This window comes from Variovorax sp. GW821-FHT10D07 (assembly GCF_059415325.1).
Genome location: NZ_JBWKMZ010000005.1, coordinates 390,520 through 405,413 on the forward strand (window position 1 = coordinate 390,520; position 14,894 = coordinate 405,413).

The window sequence follows — 14,894 nt, forward strand, 5'->3', positions numbered from 1 at the left end:
TGTGTGCAGTACTGGCAGATTGCATCGAAAAGATGTCTCTGGTGAGACGCATACTAGCCCAGAAGACAAAGCAATTAGCGCGCCACGGAGCGTCGTTGGGGGAGGGTTTGCATCATGGTCGCCAAGGGTGTGCGAGACGCATCCGATGCCGTCTTGCGTGCGCGCTGCGCGTTCGTCGCGCTCGCGGCGGCGCTCGTGGGCGTGGCGCTGCAACTGCGGCAGCCGGTGCTGTGGGACGGCATGGCTTACGCGGGCGGACTGCTCGCGGGCATCGCAGGTCTCATCGGGGTTTGGCGCATGCCGCGGCATGCGCGCGTCGCCTGGGTCTGCGCCGCGCTGGCCGGTGCGGCGATCGGCGCGGGGCTCGCGGGCGCACGGGCCACGGTCTACGCGGCGGGCGCGCTCGATCCCGCGCTCGAGGGGCGCGACCTGCAGCTCGTGGGCGTGGTGTCGCAGATGCCGCAGCGCGGCGAGGCTGGAACGCGCTTCCGTTTCGCCGTCGAGTCCGCGCGCTGGGCCGACCCTGCCATGGCCGGATCGCCCGCGGTGCCCGACCGCATCGCGCTCGGCTGGTATGCCGAGGGCAGCAGCCTCTGGAACGATCCGGCCGATGCATCCGCACCGACGCTCCTGCCCGAGAGCCCGGTGCATGCCGGCGAGCGCTGGCGCCTGACCGTGCGTCTCAAGGCGCCGCACGGCCATCGCAACCCGCATGGCTTCGACAGCGAGCTGTGGATGTGGGAGCAGGGCCTGCGTGCCAGCGGCCATGTGCGCCTCGGCGCGCGCGACGAGGCGCCCGCGCGGCTGGCCCTCACGGGGCGGCACCCGATCGAACGCGCGCGCGAGGCCGTGCGCGATGCTATCTTCGAACGCGTGCCCGAGCGCTTTGCCGCGGGCGTGATCGCCGCGCTGGTCACGGGCGACCAGGGTGCGATCGACCGCGAGGGCTGGGACGTCTTCCGCGCCACCGGCGTGGCCCACCTGATGTCGATCTCGGGCCTGCACGTGACCTTGTTCGCATGGCTTGCCGCGCACATCGTCGGCGCGCTCTGGCGCCGCAGCCCGCGGCTGATGCTGCGCCTGCCGGCGCAGCGCGCGGCGCTCGTGGGCGGCGTGCTGCTGGCCACGCTCTATGCGCTGTTCAGCGGCTGGGGCGTGCCATCGCAGCGCACGGTCTGGATGCTCGCGACCGTCGCGCTGCTGCGTCTCACGGGGCGACGCTGGCCCTGGCCGCACGGCTGGCTGCTGACCGCGGCGGTGGTGGTCGCGCTCGATCCCTGGGCCCTGACGCAGGCCGGCTTCTGGCTCAGCTTCGTCGCGGTGGGCGTGCTGTTCGCCACCGACGCGGGCTGGCCCGGCGACACCCGCCCGGGCCTGCGCGCGCGGCTGTGGCGGCTGCTGCGCGAGCAATGGACGATCACGCTGGCGCTCACGCCCTTGAGCCTGCTGCTGTTCCAGCAGGTGTCGCTGGTCGGGCTGGTGGCCAACCTGGTCGCGATTCCCTGGGTCACGCTGGTGATCACGCCGCTGGCGATGCTCGGCACCGTCGCCGCGCCGCTGTGGGACCTCGCGGCGCGCGCGGTGCAGGGGCTCGGGCTGCTGCTGTCGTGGCTCGCGGCGCTGCCGTTCGCCAGCATCTCGATGGCCGCGCCGCCGGCGTGGCTGGCTGCCTGCGGCGTGGCCGGCGGCGTGCTGGTCGCGATGCGGCTGCCGTGGTCGCTGCGCGCGCTGGGCCTGCCGCTGCTGCTGCCGGTGCTGCTGTGGCAGCAGCCGCGTCCCGCCCTCGGCGAGTTCGAGCTGCTCGCGGCCGACGTCGGCCAGGGCAATGCGGTGCTGGTGCGCACCGCGAACCACAGCCTGCTCTACGACAGCGGCCCGCGCTACAGCCTCGAGAGCGATGCCGGCCACCGCGTGCTGGTGCCGCTGCTGCGCGCCCTGGGCGAGCGGCTCGACCTGCTGGTGCTGAGCCACCGCGACAGCGACCACACGGGCGGCGCGAGCGCCGTGCTCGCGATGCATCCGCGCGCCGAGCTGCTGAGCTCGATCGAGGCCGGGCACCCGCTGCAGTCGCAACGCCCCGCGCGGCGCTGCGAGGCGGGCCGGCGCTGGACCTGGGACGGCGTGGACTTCGAGCTGCTGCACCCGCGCTCCGGCGACTACCTGTTCTTCACGCGGCCCAATGCCATCTCGTGCGTGCTGCGCATCGGCAATGGGCGCGCGACCGCGCTGCTGGCCGGCGACATCGAGCGGCTGCAGGAGGCCGCGCTGCTCGAGCGCATGCCCGAACGGCTGCGCGCCGACGTGCTGCTGGTGCCGCACCACGGCAGCAAGACCTCGTCGAGCGCGGCCTTCCTCGATGCGGTGCGCCCGCGCATCGGCCTGGTCCAGGCCGGCTACCGCAACCGCTTCGGCCATCCGGTGCCCGAGGTGGTGGCGCGGCATGCCGAGCGCGACGTGCGCCTGGTCGAGAACGTGCGCTGCGGCGCCGCGCACTGGGCCAGCGCCCGCCCGGCCGGGGTGGACTGCGAGCGCGAACGCTCGCCGCGCTACTGGCAGCACCGGCCGGCCGTTGAGGTTAAAACTGTGAACTAGTTGTTAAAAATTTTCCGGACGAACCCTTGCCAGGTCGGGCGCGGCGGCGTCCCATGCGTTGTAGCGAAAGACAACGACGCAGGGGACCCATGAAATCGCATCACCGCCAGGCTTCCTTCCCGCGCTCGCCCGCGGGCACCGCGCCATGACCGCCGCCGTCCCCGCCATCACCAGCAGCCACGTCGGCGGCAGCTCCGCCGCGCGGCTCAAGACGCACCGTGACGGCCCGGTGCTGGTGCTGACGCTCAGCAACCCCGGCGCGCGCAACGCGCTCAGCCCCTCGGTCTATCGCGCCGCGGCCAAGGTCATGCGTGACGCCGCTGGCTTTCGCACCGTGCGCGCCATCGTGCTGTGCGGCGAGGGCGAACACTTCAGCGGCGGCGGCGACCTGCGGCGCCTGTCGCGGCAGCGCCGGCTGCCCGCGGCCGAGCAGCACGACCACCTGGCGGCGCTGCACGACTGGATCCTCGCGATCGAGGCGGCGCCGCAGCCGGTCATCGCCGCGGTCGAGGGCGCGGCGGCCGGAGGCGGCTTCTCGCTGGCCCTGGCCTGCGACCTGGTCGTGGCGGCCGAGGACGCGAAGTTCTTCACCTCCTTCGTGAGCATGGGCCTGACGCCCGACGGCGGCGCCACCGACTCGCTGGCCCGCGCGCTGCCGCCGCAGGCCGCGCTCGAGCTGCTGCTCGACGACGAGCCTTGCACGGCGCGGCGGCTGCACGGCTGGGGCGTGGTCAACAAGGTGGTGCCGCCCGGCGAGGCCTGCGCGGAGGCGATCGCGTGGGCCCAGCGGCTCGCGCGCGGCCCCTTCGAGGCGCAGGCGCGCACCAAGCAGCTCGTGCATGCAGCGCGCGGGCGCAGCCGGCGCGAGCAGCTCGATGCCGAGCGCGAGTCCTCGGTCGCCAGCCTCTATGGCGAGGAGAGCGGGGAGCGCATCAAGGCCTTCCTGTCGCCGCGCAAGAAACGCGCGGCCGACGCGGAACCTGTTCCCGAAGTGCGGGAATAAATCCGACCGTCGCCTTGGCGGGCTTGGCATCAGGGGTTCTACTGGCCTCGAACTTGCTAAGCTATGGCTCAAGGAGATTGGTCGTTCCATGCACAAATTCGACGAGATGTATGAGCAGCTCCCCTATGCGGGAGCCGCGATCCGGCAGCACTACAAGCGATACGACCAATGGCTAGCGAAGCAACCCGGCGAGGTGATGCGTTCGCGGCGCGAAGAGGCGGAAATGATCTTCCGCCGGGTCGGTATCACCTTCGCCGTGTACGGCGCCAAGGACGAGGACGGTTCGGGCACCGAGCGGCTGATCCCGTTCGACCTGCTGCCCCGGATCATTCCGGCGCACGAGTGGGACAGCATGGAGAAGGGGCTGGTGCAGCGCGTCACGGCGCTCAACCGCTTCCTGCATGACGTCTACCACGATCAGGAAATCATCAAGGCCGGCATCATCCCGGCCGAGCAGATCCTCAACAACGCCCAGTTCCGCCCCGAGATGATGGGCGTGAGCGTGCCGCACAACGTCTACTCGAACATCTCGGGCATCGACATCGTGCGCGCGCCCGACGCCAGCGGCAACGGCGAGTACTACGTGCTCGAGGACAACCTGCGCGTGCCCAGCGGCGTGAGCTACATGCTCGAGAACCGCAAGATGATGATGCGGCTGTTCCCCGAGCTGTTCAACCAGAACCGCATCGCGCCGGTGGCGCACTACCCCGACCTGCTGCTCGAGACCCTGCGCGCCAGCGCGCCGGCCGCGACGGCCGAGCCCACGGTGGTGGTGCTCACGCCCGGCATGTACAACAGCGCCTACTTCGAGCACGCCTTCCTCGCGCAGCAGATGGGCGTCGAGCTGGTCGAGGGGCAGGACCTGTTCGTGCGCGACAACTTCGTCTACATGCGCACCACGCGCGGGCCGAAGCGCGTCGACGTGATCTACCGCCGCGTCGACGACGACTTCCTCGACCCCGAGGTGTTCCGCCCGAGCTCCACGCTCGGCTGCGCGGGCCTGATGCGCGCCTACCGCGACGGCAACGTCGTGATCTGCAATGCCGTGGGCACCGGCGTGGCCGACGACAAGTCGATCTATCCGTACGTGCCGAAGATGATCGAGTTCTACCTCGGCGAGCAGCCGATCCTCAAGAACGTGCCGACCTACATGTGCCGCAACAAGGACGAGCTGCAGTACACGCTCGACAACATGAAGGACCTGGTGGTCAAGGAAGTGCACGGCGCCGGCGGCTACGGCATGCTGATCGGCCCGGCCGCCACGCAGGCCGAGATCGAGGACTTCAAGAAGGCCGTGATCGCCAAGCCCGACGGCTACATCGCCCAGCCCACGCTGAGCCTGTCGACCTCGCCGACCTTCGTCGACGCCGGCATCGCGCCGCGCCACATCGACCTGCGGCCCTTCGTGCTCTCGGGCAGCGAGGTGCAGATGGTGCCCGGCGGCCTCACGCGCGTGGCGCTCAAGGAAGGCTCGCTGGTGGTCAATTCCTCGCAGGGCGGCGGCACCAAGGACACCTGGATCCTCGAGGCCGACCGCACGGCCAAGCCGAAGACGCAGTCCCAGTCGCAGAGCCAGTCGGCCTGAGTGCAAGAAGCCCGGAGAACCACATGCTGTCCCGCACCGCAGACCACCTCTACTGGATGTCCCGCTACACCGAGCGCGCCGAGAACACCGCGCGCATGCTCGACGTCAACTACCAGACCTCGCTGCTGCCGCAGTCGGCCGAGGTCGCCAAGTACGGCTGGCAGGGCGTGCTCTCGATCAGCGAGCTGCTGCCCTCGTACAACCAGAAGTACGACCAGATCGCGCCCAACGAGGTGATGGAGTTCATGGTCAAGGACGAGAGCAATCCGTCCTCGATCGTCTCCTGCCTCAAGGCCGCGCGCGAGAACGCCCGCGCGGTGCGCGGCGCGCTCACCACCGAGGCCTGGGAAACACAGAACACCACCTGGCTCGAGGTCAACCGCATGCTGCGCGCGGGCGACTTCGAGCGCGATCCCGGCCAGTTCTTCGAATGGGTCAAGTTCCGCTCGCACCTCTCGCGCGGCGTCACGCTGGGCACGATGCTGCAGGACGAGGCCTTCTACTTCTCGCGCCTGGGCACCTTCCTCGAACGCGCCGACAACACGGCGCGGCTGGTCGACGTGAAGTTCCACGCGCTCAACAGCGAGTTCTTCGGCGCCGCCACCGAGGAGGACCAGGAGTACGACTTCTATCACTGGAGCGCGATCCTGCGCAGCGTCTCGGCCTTCGAGGTCTACCGCAAAGTCTACCGCGACGTGATCAAGCCCGAGCGCGTGGCCGAACTGCTGATCCTGCGCGCCGACATGCCGCGCTCGCTGCATGCGAGCCTGGCCGAGGTGGTGGCCAACCTCGCGAAGGTGCAGAACGAGCAGAGCGCCGAAACCCAGCGCCGCGCCGGCAAGCTGCTGGCCGACCTGCAGTACGCGCGCGTCGACGAGATCCTCGCCACCGGCCTGCATGCCTACCTCACGCAGTTCCTCGACCGCGTGAACGAGCTCGGCGTGCGCATCAGCCAGGACTTCCTGGTGCCGGCCCACTGAACGGCGACCTCCCGGAGCGAAAGCGGCGAATGAACCTCGTGGTCCATTCGCCGCGCGCGTTTTCGGTCGAGCGATTTCTTTGCGTCGACGAATGCGCGGCGCTGATCGCGCTGGCCGAGCGCGAGGGCTTCGCGGCGGCCGGCGTGCGCACCGCCGACGGCCCGAAGGCGATGCCCGCGATCCGCAACAACGAGCGCGCGATGCTCGCGGCGCCCGAATGGGTGGCGCTGATCTGGCAGCGCCTTCGCCAGGTCGAGCTGCCGCAGCTCGAGGGCGAATCGGCGCTGGCGCTGCCGCGCGAGCTGCGCTTCTACAAGTACCTGCCGGGCCAGCGCTTCAAGATGCACAAGGACGGCCCCTGGCGCGAGGACGGCCGCACGAGCCGGCTCACGCTGCTGGTCTATCTCAACGACGGCTTCACGGGCGGCGACACCGATTTCCGCGACTTCCGCGTGAAGCCCGAGGCCGGCGCGGCACTGCTGTTCGTGCACGACACCTGGCACGAGGGCCCGGCCATCGAGGCCGGCACGAAGTACGTGCTGCGTTCCGACGTGATGTACGGCGCGGCCTGAGCGCACCGCCGCCACCGCTTCAAGCTCAGCGCTCGAACGACTCCACCGCCACCGGCAGCACGGGCGCCTCCCAGCGGTAGCCGGCGCCGAGCACGTCGCGCTCGGGCCGCTGGCCGTTCCAGCGGATGTCGAGCAGGTTCATCAGCGTCCAGCCGGCCCAGTCGGCGCGGAACGGTTGCGCCGATTGCTGCGGCGCGTGGCCCGCGAACGGCGTCTGCGGATGGCGCCAGATCACGGTCGGGATGCGGTAGCCCGAGGCGGTCGCGGGGCTGTGGCCCGCGCGGTCGCTGCCGTGGCCCACTTCCTGGCCATGGTCCGACAGGTACATCCAGGCGCGGTGCTCCTGCGGCAAGCCCGCGCTGCGCGTCTGCTGCAGCAGCTCGGACACCACGAAGTCGTGATAGAGCAGGGCGGCGTCGTACTCGTGGCGGTAGTGGCGCACCCAGGCCGAGCGGCCGTTCTTCACCAGGCCGGTCTCGACCGCGTCGATGTTGTCGTCGAAGGGATTGGCGTCGGGCGGAAAGCGCAGGCTGTAGTGCGGATGGGCGCCCATCAGGTGCACCACGATCAGCTTGCGTTCGGCGCTGGTGTCGGCCAGCGCTTCCTGCATGCAGTCGAGGATCTCGCCGTCGAGCGAGGCGCTCGCGCGGCCCGGCGTGCGGTTGACCATGTCGACCACGTCGGCGTAGCGCGCGTGCTGCTGCTCGATCGCGAGGTCGTCGTGGTTGCTGATCCACCAGACCTTGTAGCCGGCCGCGCGCGCGAGCGCGATCAGGTGCGGCGGGTTCTCGCTCTCGGGCAGGCCGAAATGGAACATGCTGCGCAGCGCGGGCACGGTGGTGGCATCGACCGACCAGGCGTTGCGCAGCACCTCCATGTGCGCGCCCGCCTGCGCCTTGTGGGCCAGCAGGCGCGGCGTGGTCGGGCGGCCATAGCCGTAGAGCCCCATGTTGTCGCGGTTGATGCTGTCGGTGATCACCAGCACCACGGTCGACGGGCCCGCGCGCTCGACCACGGGCGCGATGGCCTTGGCGCGCGCGAGCATCTGCTTGCGCGTGCGTTCCTGGTCGGCCCAGAGGCCGCGCAGCGCATGCACCGACTGCGCCCACTGCGACCAGAAGGCCACCGGATGCAGCCGGCGCCAGGGCTTGCTGGCATAGCCGACGCAGGCGACCAGCAGCAGCACGGCGATCAGCGCCGTGGCCCAGGCCGGCGGGCGCGTGCGCGGGCCGTCGTTCGCCGCGGTGGCGCCGCGCCGCGCGAAGGCGGCCACCAGCAGGGCGGCCGCGGCCGCCGCGCCGCTCCACAGCAGCGCCGAGCGCCAGTGCATCTGCAGGTACTCGCCGCTCTCGCGCGCATTGGTGTTGGCCGCGGCGCTCAGCACCATGGCGCCGTCGGGCGCGGCCTGGTAGGTGTCGAGCAGGTAGGCGCGCAAGGCGCCGTCGAAGGCGAAGGCCAGGGTCCAGGCGCAGGCCAGCACGGTGCGCCAGCGGCGCACGCGCGTGCTGCGCACCGGCCAGGCCAGCCACAGCACCATCGGCAGCGCCAGCACCGCGAGCTGCGCGATGCGGCGCCCGTCGTGGCCGAGCACGATCACCGCGAGCAGGGTGGCGGCCACCACGCCGCAGGCGAGCAGGCCGTTGCTGCGCGCGGTATCGGGGGAGGGAATGGCCGGCGCCTGGAGCAGGTCGGGGGCTTGGGCGGGCGGCTGGGTCAAGCGGGGCAGACGAAGGATGGGTCGCGGGCGGATTCTGCCGCTCCGCGCCGGCGCCGCCGGGAGTGCCCCCGCCGCCCGCGAGGACTTCGCCCGTCCCCGAGGAAGGCTACGCGGCCGCGGCGCCCTCGCTGATCTCGCGGCAGTTCATCTGCAATTGCTGGAAGTGCGAGCGCCAGGCGACCGCATCGATCCAGCGATCGAGGTCGAGCTTGAGCCGGACCTCGCGCTCGCCGTCCTCCAGGTGCTGCGCGAGCTTCACGCGCAGGCCGCTGCCGGTGGGCTGGGTGGCGATCTCCACGCTGGTCTCGAGCAGCGGGATCACGATGCGCTGGACCTGGCCGGCCTCGCGGCGCTTCTTGAGCACCACGTGGCAGTCGTCCTGGCTCACGAGCTTGCGGTGCACGGTGCCGCTCGCGGTCGCGCCGAGCGCGAGGTAGCCGTTGAGGGCGCGCAGATGCTGGTCGCCCGTCATGTGGCGCACGTTCGGCGCATCCTCGCTCGGGTAGCCGTCGGTGCAGCCCGACACGAGCAGGCCGAGGGCGAGCAGCGCGGCCGTGGCGGCCCATGCAAGGGGGCGCGGCACTCGCCGCGCACGGTCGTTTCGATGATTCCTGGGAGGCGGAGGCATCGCGCAAGTATCGACCAGCCATCGATCGATCGCGGAACTTCTGCGGCGCACGCGGCCCAGAAAGGCTCGCGCCGGCCTCGCCGGCCCTCTGGAAAACCCTTGCGCTCGAGAAAGGAAACCCTCCTCCATGAACGGATTCAGCCGACTGCCCGCACTCCTCCTCGTCATGACCCTGCTGCTCGTCTCGGCCCCGGCCGCGTGGGCGCGCGAGATGGTCAGTTCCGCGGTCAAGACGCTCAATCTGCGCAGCGGCCCGGGCGTGGGCAACCCCGCGCACTGGACTGTGACGCACGGCTATCCGTTCCAGGTGCTCCAGCGCAAGGGCGACTGGCTGCAGGTGCGCGACTTCGAGGGCGACCGCGCCTGGGTCTACCGCTCGATGACCAACAAGGTGCCGCACCGCGTGGTGAAGGCGCAGGTGGCGAACCTGCGGCGCGCGCCGGGCGCGCGCAGCCCGATCGTGAAGAAGGCCGGCTATGGCGACGTGCTGCGCACGCTCGAGCGGCGCGGCAAGTGGACCAAGGTGCGCCACGAGGGCGGCGCCGTTGGCTGGGTGTCGACCAGCCTCACCTGGGGCTGGTAAGCACTGCTCGGGTGGCTCAGGCCTGCGTGGCCTGGCGCACCGCGCGCTCCCAGCGCGCCATCGATTCCTCGGCCTGCGCGCGGCCCATGGTGGGCATGAAGCGGCGCTCCACCTTCCACAGCTTCGAGAGCTGGCCGACGTCGCCGTAGACGCCGGTCGACAGTCCCGCGAGGTAGGCCGCGCCGAGCGCGGTGGTCTCGACCACCTCGGGCCGCACCACCGGGATACCCAGCAGGTCGGCCTGGAACTGCATCAGCAGGTCGTTCACGCTGGCGCCGCCATCGACGCGCAGCTCGGCCACCGGCTTGCCGCCCGCGGCCACCGCGTCGCGGCTCATGGCCTGCAGCAGCGCGGCGCTTTGGTACGCAATGCTCTCGAGCGCGGCGCGCGCGATGTGGGCCACGGTGGTGCCGCGCGTGAGGCCGGTGATGGTGCCGCGCGCGTCGGCGTTCCAGTAGGGCGCGCCCAGGCCGGTGAAGGCCGGCACCATCATCACGCCGCCCGCGTCGGGCACGCTCTCGGCCAGCGACTGCACCTCGGCGCTGCCCTTGATCGCCTTGAGGCCGTCGCGCAGCCACTGCACCACGGCGCCGCCCACGAACACGCTGCCTTCCATCGCGTACTGCGGCTGCGTGCCGGTCTGCGCCGCACTGGTCACGAGCAGGCCGTTGCTCGAGGGCTGGAAGGCCTCGCCCGTGTGCATCAGCAGGAAGCAGCCGGTGCCGTAGGTGTTCTTGGCCATGCCGGCCTCGAAGCAGGCCTGGCCGAACAGCGCGCTCTGCTGGTCGCCGGCCACGCCGCCCACGGGCAGCGAGCGGCCCAGCAGCGCGGCGTCGGTGTCGACGAAGTGCGAGGCCGAGGGCTGCACCGCCGGCATCAGCGCGGCGGGGATGTGCAGCGCCGCCAGCAGCTCGGCATCCCATTCGTTGCGATGCACGTTGAACAGCATGGTGCGCGAGGCATTGCTCACGTCGGTCACGTGCTTGCGTCCGCCCGTGAGCTGCCACATCAGCCAGCTGTCGATGGTGCCGAAGGCGAGCTCGCCGCGCTCGGCCTGCTCGCGGGCGCCGGGCACGTTGTCGAGCAGCCAGCGCAGCTTGGTGCCCGAGAAGTAGGCATCGATCACGAGGCCGGTCTTCTCGCGGATGGTGTCGGCCAGGCCCTCTTCGCGCAGCTGCGCGCACAGCGGCTCGGCGCGCCGGTCCTGCCACACGATCGCGTGGTGCACCGGCTTGCCCGTCTTGCGGTTCCACAGCACGGTGGTCTCGCGCTGGTTGGTGATGCCGATGGCATGGATGTCCTCGGGCCGCAGCTTCGCCTTGGCGATGACCTCGCGCGCGGTCGCGAGCTGGCTGTCCCAGATCTCGAGCGGATCGTGCTCGACCCAGCCCGGCTGCGGATAGATCTGTTTGAGTTCCTTCTGCGCGATGGCCACCACGTGGCCGCCGCGGTCGAACACGATGCTGCGCGAGCTGGAGGTGCCCTGGTCGAGGGCGAGCAGGTAGGTGGTCGTCATGCGGGAGTCATTCCTTCGGGGTCTGATGGGGCCGGGCGATCTCGAGCCGCACCTGCGCGTCGCGCAGCAGCGTCGGGAAGGGATCGGGCGGTTCCGCATCGGTGAAGAGGCGGTCGATCTGAGACAGGGTACCGAGCTGGATCATCGCGGGACGGTTGAACTTGCTCGCGTCGGCCGCGAGCCAGACCTCGCGCGCCTGCGCGATGATGGTCTGCGCCACCTTCACTTCGCGCAGGTCGAAGTCGCGCAGCGAGCCGTCGGACTCGATGCTCGACACGCCGATCAGCGCGATGTCGACCTTGAACTGCCGGATGAAATCGATCGTGGCCTCGCCCACGACGGCGCGGTCGCGCGCGCGCACCGAGCCGCCCGCCACGATCACCTCGCACTGGCTGTTGCCGCTCAGGATGGTCGCCACGTTCAGGTTGTTGGTGATCACGCGCAGGCCGCTGTGGCGCATCAGCGCCTTCGCGATCGCCTCGGTCGTGGTGCCGATGTTGAGGATCAGCGAGCAGTCGTTCGGCACCAGTTCGGCCACGCGCCGCGCGATGCGCGCCTTGCCGTCGGCATGCAGCGTCTCGCGCTGCTGGTAGCCGATGTTCTCGGTGGTCGAGCTCGGCACGCGCACGCCGCCGTGGAAGCGGGTCAGCAGGCCTTCGTCGGCCAGCCGCTGCACGTCGCGCCGCACGGTCTGCAGGGTCACGCCGAGCATGTCGGCGAGCTGCTCGACCGTGACCGAGCCGCGTGCGCGCACGGTGTCGAGGAGATTGATCTGGCGAGGGTTGGAATTCACTGAGTGGGGGCGAAAACGAATGAAAGTAAGCCGAGAGTACGCAAAAAAACGCGCCTGGAACGGTGGCGCGGCATCGGGTGCGTCACTTTATAGAACGAAAAAAAACGAACATTCATCAGGGAAAACTCGGAGGAAAATCGCGCCATAAGGAACTCAAATGAAAAAAACCGAAAATACAATGGCCGCCTTCGGTGACTTTGGTCACGCATCGAAACAACAAGAGACGGGCGAAAGGACGGGTGGCATTCCAGTGAGCGATCTCTCCCAGAATCCGCCGGCACCGGCCACCGACTGCGATGTGCTGATCGTCGGCGGCGGCATCAATGGCTGCGGCATCGCGCGCGATCTCGCGGGCCGCGGCTGGCGCGTGGTGCTGTGCGAGAAGGACGATCTCGCTTCCCATACCTCGTCTTCTTCCACCAAGCTGATCCACGGCGGGCTGCGCTACCTCGAGTACTACGAGTTCTCGCTGGTGCGCAAGGCGCTGCAGGAGCGCGAGGTGCTGCTCAAGAGCGCGCCGCACATCATGTGGCCGCTGCGCTTCGTGATGCCGCACGACCCCTCGATGCGCCCGGCCTGGATGATCCGCATCGGCCTGTTCCTCTACGACCACCTCGCCAAACGCGAGGTGCTGCCGGCCTCGCGCGGCGTGGACCTGCGCACCCATGCCGCGGGCGCGCCGCTCAAGCCGCAGTTCAAGCGCGGCTTCGTCTATTCGGACGGCTGGGTCGACGACGCGCGGCTGGTGGTGCTCAATGCGCTCGATGCGCGCGCACGCGGCGCCGAGGTGCTCACGCGCACACGCTGCGTGCATGCGCGGCGCGAGGCCGACGGCTGGACCGCGGTGCTCGAGGGCCCCGACGGCACGCACCGCACGGTGCGCGCCCGCGCGGTCGTGAATGCCGCCGGGCCCTGGGCCGAATCCTTCCTGCGCGGCGTGGCGAAGCCCGCCAACGGCGAGGCGCTGGCCACCAAGAGCCTGCGGCTCGTGAAGGGCAGCCACATCGTGGTGCCGCGCGTGTTCGCGCACGACCACGCCTACATCTTCCAGAACCCCGACAAGCGGATCATCTTCGCGATCCCCTACCAGGACGACTTCACGCTGATCGGCACCACCGACATCGAGCTGCATGGCGACGATCCGGGCGCGGCGCGCATCGCCGACGAGGAGGTCGAGTACCTCTGCACCCAGGCCAGCCGCTATTTCGAGCAGCCGATCGCGCCGAGCGACGTGGTGTGGACCTACTCGGGCGTGCGCCCGCTGCTCGACGATGCCTCGGGCGATCCGTCGGCGGTCACGCGCGACTACATGCTCGAGTCGAACACCGCCGCCGCGCCGCTGCTGTCGGTGTGGGGCGGCAAGATCACCACCTTCCGCAAGCTGGCCGAGGACGCCGCCGACGAGGTCGGCCGCATGCTGGGCCAGCCGAACAGCCAGCGCCCGGCCTGGACCGAGGGCGCCTTCCTCGCGGGCGGCGACCTGTCGGCCTGGATCGGCGCTGCGCAGCGGCCCGATGGCGATTTCGAACGCTTCCTGGCCGCCGTGCAGCAGCGCTACGGCTGGCTCGACGCCAAGCTCGCGCGGCGCCTCGCGCGTGCCTACGGTGCACGCATCGGCGAGCTGCTCGGCGATGCCGCATCGATGGCCGACCTCGGCGCCGAGGTGGCGCCCGGCCTGCACGAGCGCGAACTGCGCTTCCTGCAGCGCGACGAATGGGTGGTGAGTGCCGACGACGTGCTGTGGCGCCGCTCCAAGCTCGGGCTGCGCTACACGCCGCAGCAACGTCGGCAGGTGGCCGACTGGCTGGACGCGCAGCGCGAGATTCTGGACATGCAAGGGAGGGAAGGCTGATGCAGCTGTCACTGGAGCGCGTGACCAAGAAGGTCGGCGCGCAAACCTGGCTCTACGAGCAGAGCATCGCGCCCAAGAGCGGCGCGGTGACCGTGCTGCTCGGCGCCACGCAGGCCGGCAAGACCAGCCTGATGCGGCTGATGGCCGGCCTCGACACGCCCACCGAGGGCCGGGTGCTGGTCGACGGCCAGGACGTCACCGGCATGCCGGTGCGCGAACGCAACGTGGCGATGGTCTACCAGCAGTTCATCAACTACCCCTCGCTGAAGGTGGCCGACAACATCGCCTCGCCGCTCAAGCTGCGCGGCGAATCGAACATCGACGCGCGCGTGCGCGCGCTGGCCGACAAGCTGTCCATCGGCATGTTCCTCGACCGCTATCCGCAGGAGCTCTCGGGTGGCCAGCAGCAGCGCGTGGCGCTGGCACGCGCGCTGGCCAAGAACGCACCGCTGATGCTGCTCGACGAGCCGCTGGTGAACCTCGACTACAAGCTGCGCGAAGGCCTGCGCGAGGAACTCACGCAACTGTTCGCGGCCGGCGACTCGACCGTGATCTACGCCACCACCGAGCCCGGCGAGGCGCTGCTGCTCGGCGGCCACACCGCGGTGATGGATGCCGGCGAGCTGCTGCAGTACGGCCCGACCGCCGAGGTGTTCCATGCGCCGCAGTCGCTGCGCGTGGCGCGCGCCTTCAGCGATCCGCCGATGAACCTGCTGGCCGGTACTGCCGCCGCGGGCAGCGTGCAGCTGGCGCGCGGGCCGGCGCTGGCGCTCGCGCTGCCCGAGTCGGTGGCGGGCGCGGTCACCATCGGGCTGCGCGCGAGCGCGCTCGACGTGGAAGCGGGCGAGGGCGACATCGCGCTGCCCGGCACCGTGGAGCTGGCGGAGATCTCGGGCTCCGACACCTTCGTGCACGTGGAGACCGCGGTCGGCGAACTGGTGGCGCAGCTCACCGGCGTGCACCGCTTCGAGCTGGGGGCCTCGATCACGCTGTACTTCAGCGCGGCGCGGGCCTATGTGTTCGATGCCGGCGAGAAGCTGGCGCGCGCGCCGGCATGGCGCAAAGGAAACTGA

Annotated in this window: 12 protein-coding genes; 8 read left to right on the plus strand and 4 right to left on the minus strand. The window is 70.4% G+C overall.

Going from position 1 to position 14,894, the window contains the following annotated elements; translation table 11 throughout:
* The first annotated feature begins 114 nt into the window (after positions 1–114).
* From AC07PU_RS18680 to AC07PU_RS18700, 5 genes are all read left to right on the plus strand, one after another.
* Positions 115–2,592, plus strand: coding sequence for a DNA internalization-related competence protein ComEC/Rec2 (locus AC07PU_RS18680; protein WP_495319381.1), 2,478 nt, complete (start codon positions 115–117; stop codon positions 2,590–2,592).
* 145 nt (positions 2,593–2,737) lie between these two features.
* Positions 2,738–3,595, plus strand: coding sequence for an oxepin-CoA hydrolase, alternative type (locus AC07PU_RS18685; protein WP_495319383.1), 858 nt, complete (start codon positions 2,738–2,740; stop codon positions 3,593–3,595).
* 88 nt (positions 3,596–3,683) lie between these two features.
* Positions 3,684–5,180 carry a circularly permuted type 2 ATP-grasp protein gene (locus tag AC07PU_RS18690; protein WP_093354736.1) on the plus strand — a complete coding sequence of 499 codons (1,497 nt, stop codon included), beginning with the start codon at positions 3,684–3,686 and terminating at the stop codon, positions 5,178–5,180.
* A gap of 23 nt (positions 5,181–5,203) precedes the next feature.
* On the plus strand, positions 5,204–6,160 hold the full coding sequence (locus AC07PU_RS18695; RefSeq protein WP_093354738.1) for an alpha-E domain-containing protein: 957 nt from the start codon (positions 5,204–5,206) through the stop codon (positions 6,158–6,160).
* Positions 6,161–6,189: 29 nt separating this feature from the next.
* The gene (locus AC07PU_RS18700; protein WP_495319385.1) at positions 6,190–6,732 is read left to right on the plus strand and encodes a prolyl hydroxylase family protein; all 543 of its coding nucleotides are present in this window, start codon (positions 6,190–6,192) and stop codon (positions 6,730–6,732) included.
* Positions 6,733–6,757: 25 nt separating this feature from the next.
* Here the strand turns inward: AC07PU_RS18700 and AC07PU_RS18705 are convergent, their stop codons facing one another.
* A complete protein-coding gene (locus AC07PU_RS18705; protein ID WP_495319387.1) occupies positions 6,758–8,449 on the minus strand; it encodes a sulfatase-like hydrolase/transferase in 1,692 nt (563 codons plus the stop codon).
* Between the two features lie 106 nt (positions 8,450–8,555).
* Complete coding sequence (locus AC07PU_RS18710) at positions 8,556–9,032, minus strand: hypothetical protein (protein ID WP_296777378.1); 477 nt, start codon at positions 9,030–9,032, stop codon at positions 8,556–8,558.
* 211 nt (positions 9,033–9,243) lie between these two features.
* Between AC07PU_RS18710 and AC07PU_RS18715 the strand changes: the two genes are divergently transcribed.
* Positions 9,244–9,660, plus strand: coding sequence for an SH3 domain-containing protein (locus AC07PU_RS18715; protein WP_296794242.1), 417 nt, complete (start codon positions 9,244–9,246; stop codon positions 9,658–9,660).
* 16 nt (positions 9,661–9,676) lie between these two features.
* On the opposite strand, the gene glpK is transcribed toward AC07PU_RS18715, so the two are convergent.
* A complete protein-coding gene (gene glpK / locus AC07PU_RS18720; protein ID WP_093354745.1) occupies positions 9,677–11,176 on the minus strand; it encodes a glycerol kinase GlpK in 1,500 nt (499 codons plus the stop codon).
* A gap of 7 nt (positions 11,177–11,183) precedes the next feature.
* On the minus strand, positions 11,184–11,969 hold the full coding sequence (locus tag AC07PU_RS18725) for a DeoR/GlpR family DNA-binding transcription regulator (protein ID WP_093354748.1): 786 nt from the start codon (positions 11,967–11,969) through the stop codon (positions 11,184–11,186).
* 157 nt (positions 11,970–12,126) lie between these two features.
* On the opposite strand from AC07PU_RS18725, the gene glpD reads away from it, so the two are divergent.
* Together glpD and AC07PU_RS18735 are read left to right on the plus strand one after the other, a co-directional pair.
* Positions 12,127–13,821 carry a glycerol-3-phosphate dehydrogenase gene (gene glpD / locus AC07PU_RS18730; RefSeq protein WP_398501307.1) on the plus strand — a complete coding sequence of 565 codons (1,695 nt, stop codon included), beginning with the start codon at positions 12,127–12,129 and terminating at the stop codon, positions 13,819–13,821.
* Entirely contained in the window at positions 13,821–14,894 is a 1,074-nt protein-coding gene (locus AC07PU_RS18735) for an ABC transporter ATP-binding protein (RefSeq protein ID WP_431509470.1), read from the plus strand. Before glpD ends, AC07PU_RS18735 begins: the two co-directional genes overlap by 1 nt.

What these genes read in the sequence shown, in the direction of transcription:
- AC07PU_RS18680 (WP_495319381.1), top strand. Translation starts at nt 115, where the DNA reads ATGGTCGCCAAGGGTGTGCGAGACGCATCCGATGCCGTCTTGCGTGCG.
- AC07PU_RS18685 (WP_495319383.1), top strand. Translation starts at nt 2,738, where the DNA reads ATGACCGCCGCCGTCCCCGCCATCACCAGCAGCCACGTCGGCGGCAGC.
- AC07PU_RS18690 (WP_093354736.1), top strand. Translation starts at nt 3,684, where the DNA reads ATGCACAAATTCGACGAGATGTATGAGCAGCTCCCCTATGCGGGAGCC.
- AC07PU_RS18695 (WP_093354738.1), top strand. Translation starts at nt 5,204, where the DNA reads ATGCTGTCCCGCACCGCAGACCACCTCTACTGGATGTCCCGCTACACC.
- AC07PU_RS18700 (WP_495319385.1), top strand. Translation starts at nt 6,190, where the DNA reads ATGAACCTCGTGGTCCATTCGCCGCGCGCGTTTTCGGTCGAGCGATTT.
- AC07PU_RS18715 (WP_296794242.1), top strand. Translation starts at nt 9,244, where the DNA reads ATGACCCTGCTGCTCGTCTCGGCCCCGGCCGCGTGGGCGCGCGAGATG.
- glpK (WP_093354745.1), bottom strand. Translation starts at nt 11,176, where the DNA reads ATGACGACCACCTACCTGCTCGCCCTCGACCAGGGCACCTCCAGCTCG.
- glpD (WP_398501307.1), top strand. Translation starts at nt 12,127, where the DNA reads ATGAAAAAAACCGAAAATACAATGGCCGCCTTCGGTGACTTTGGTCAC.
- AC07PU_RS18735 (WP_431509470.1), top strand. Translation starts at nt 13,821, where the DNA reads ATGCAGCTGTCACTGGAGCGCGTGACCAAGAAGGTCGGCGCGCAAACC.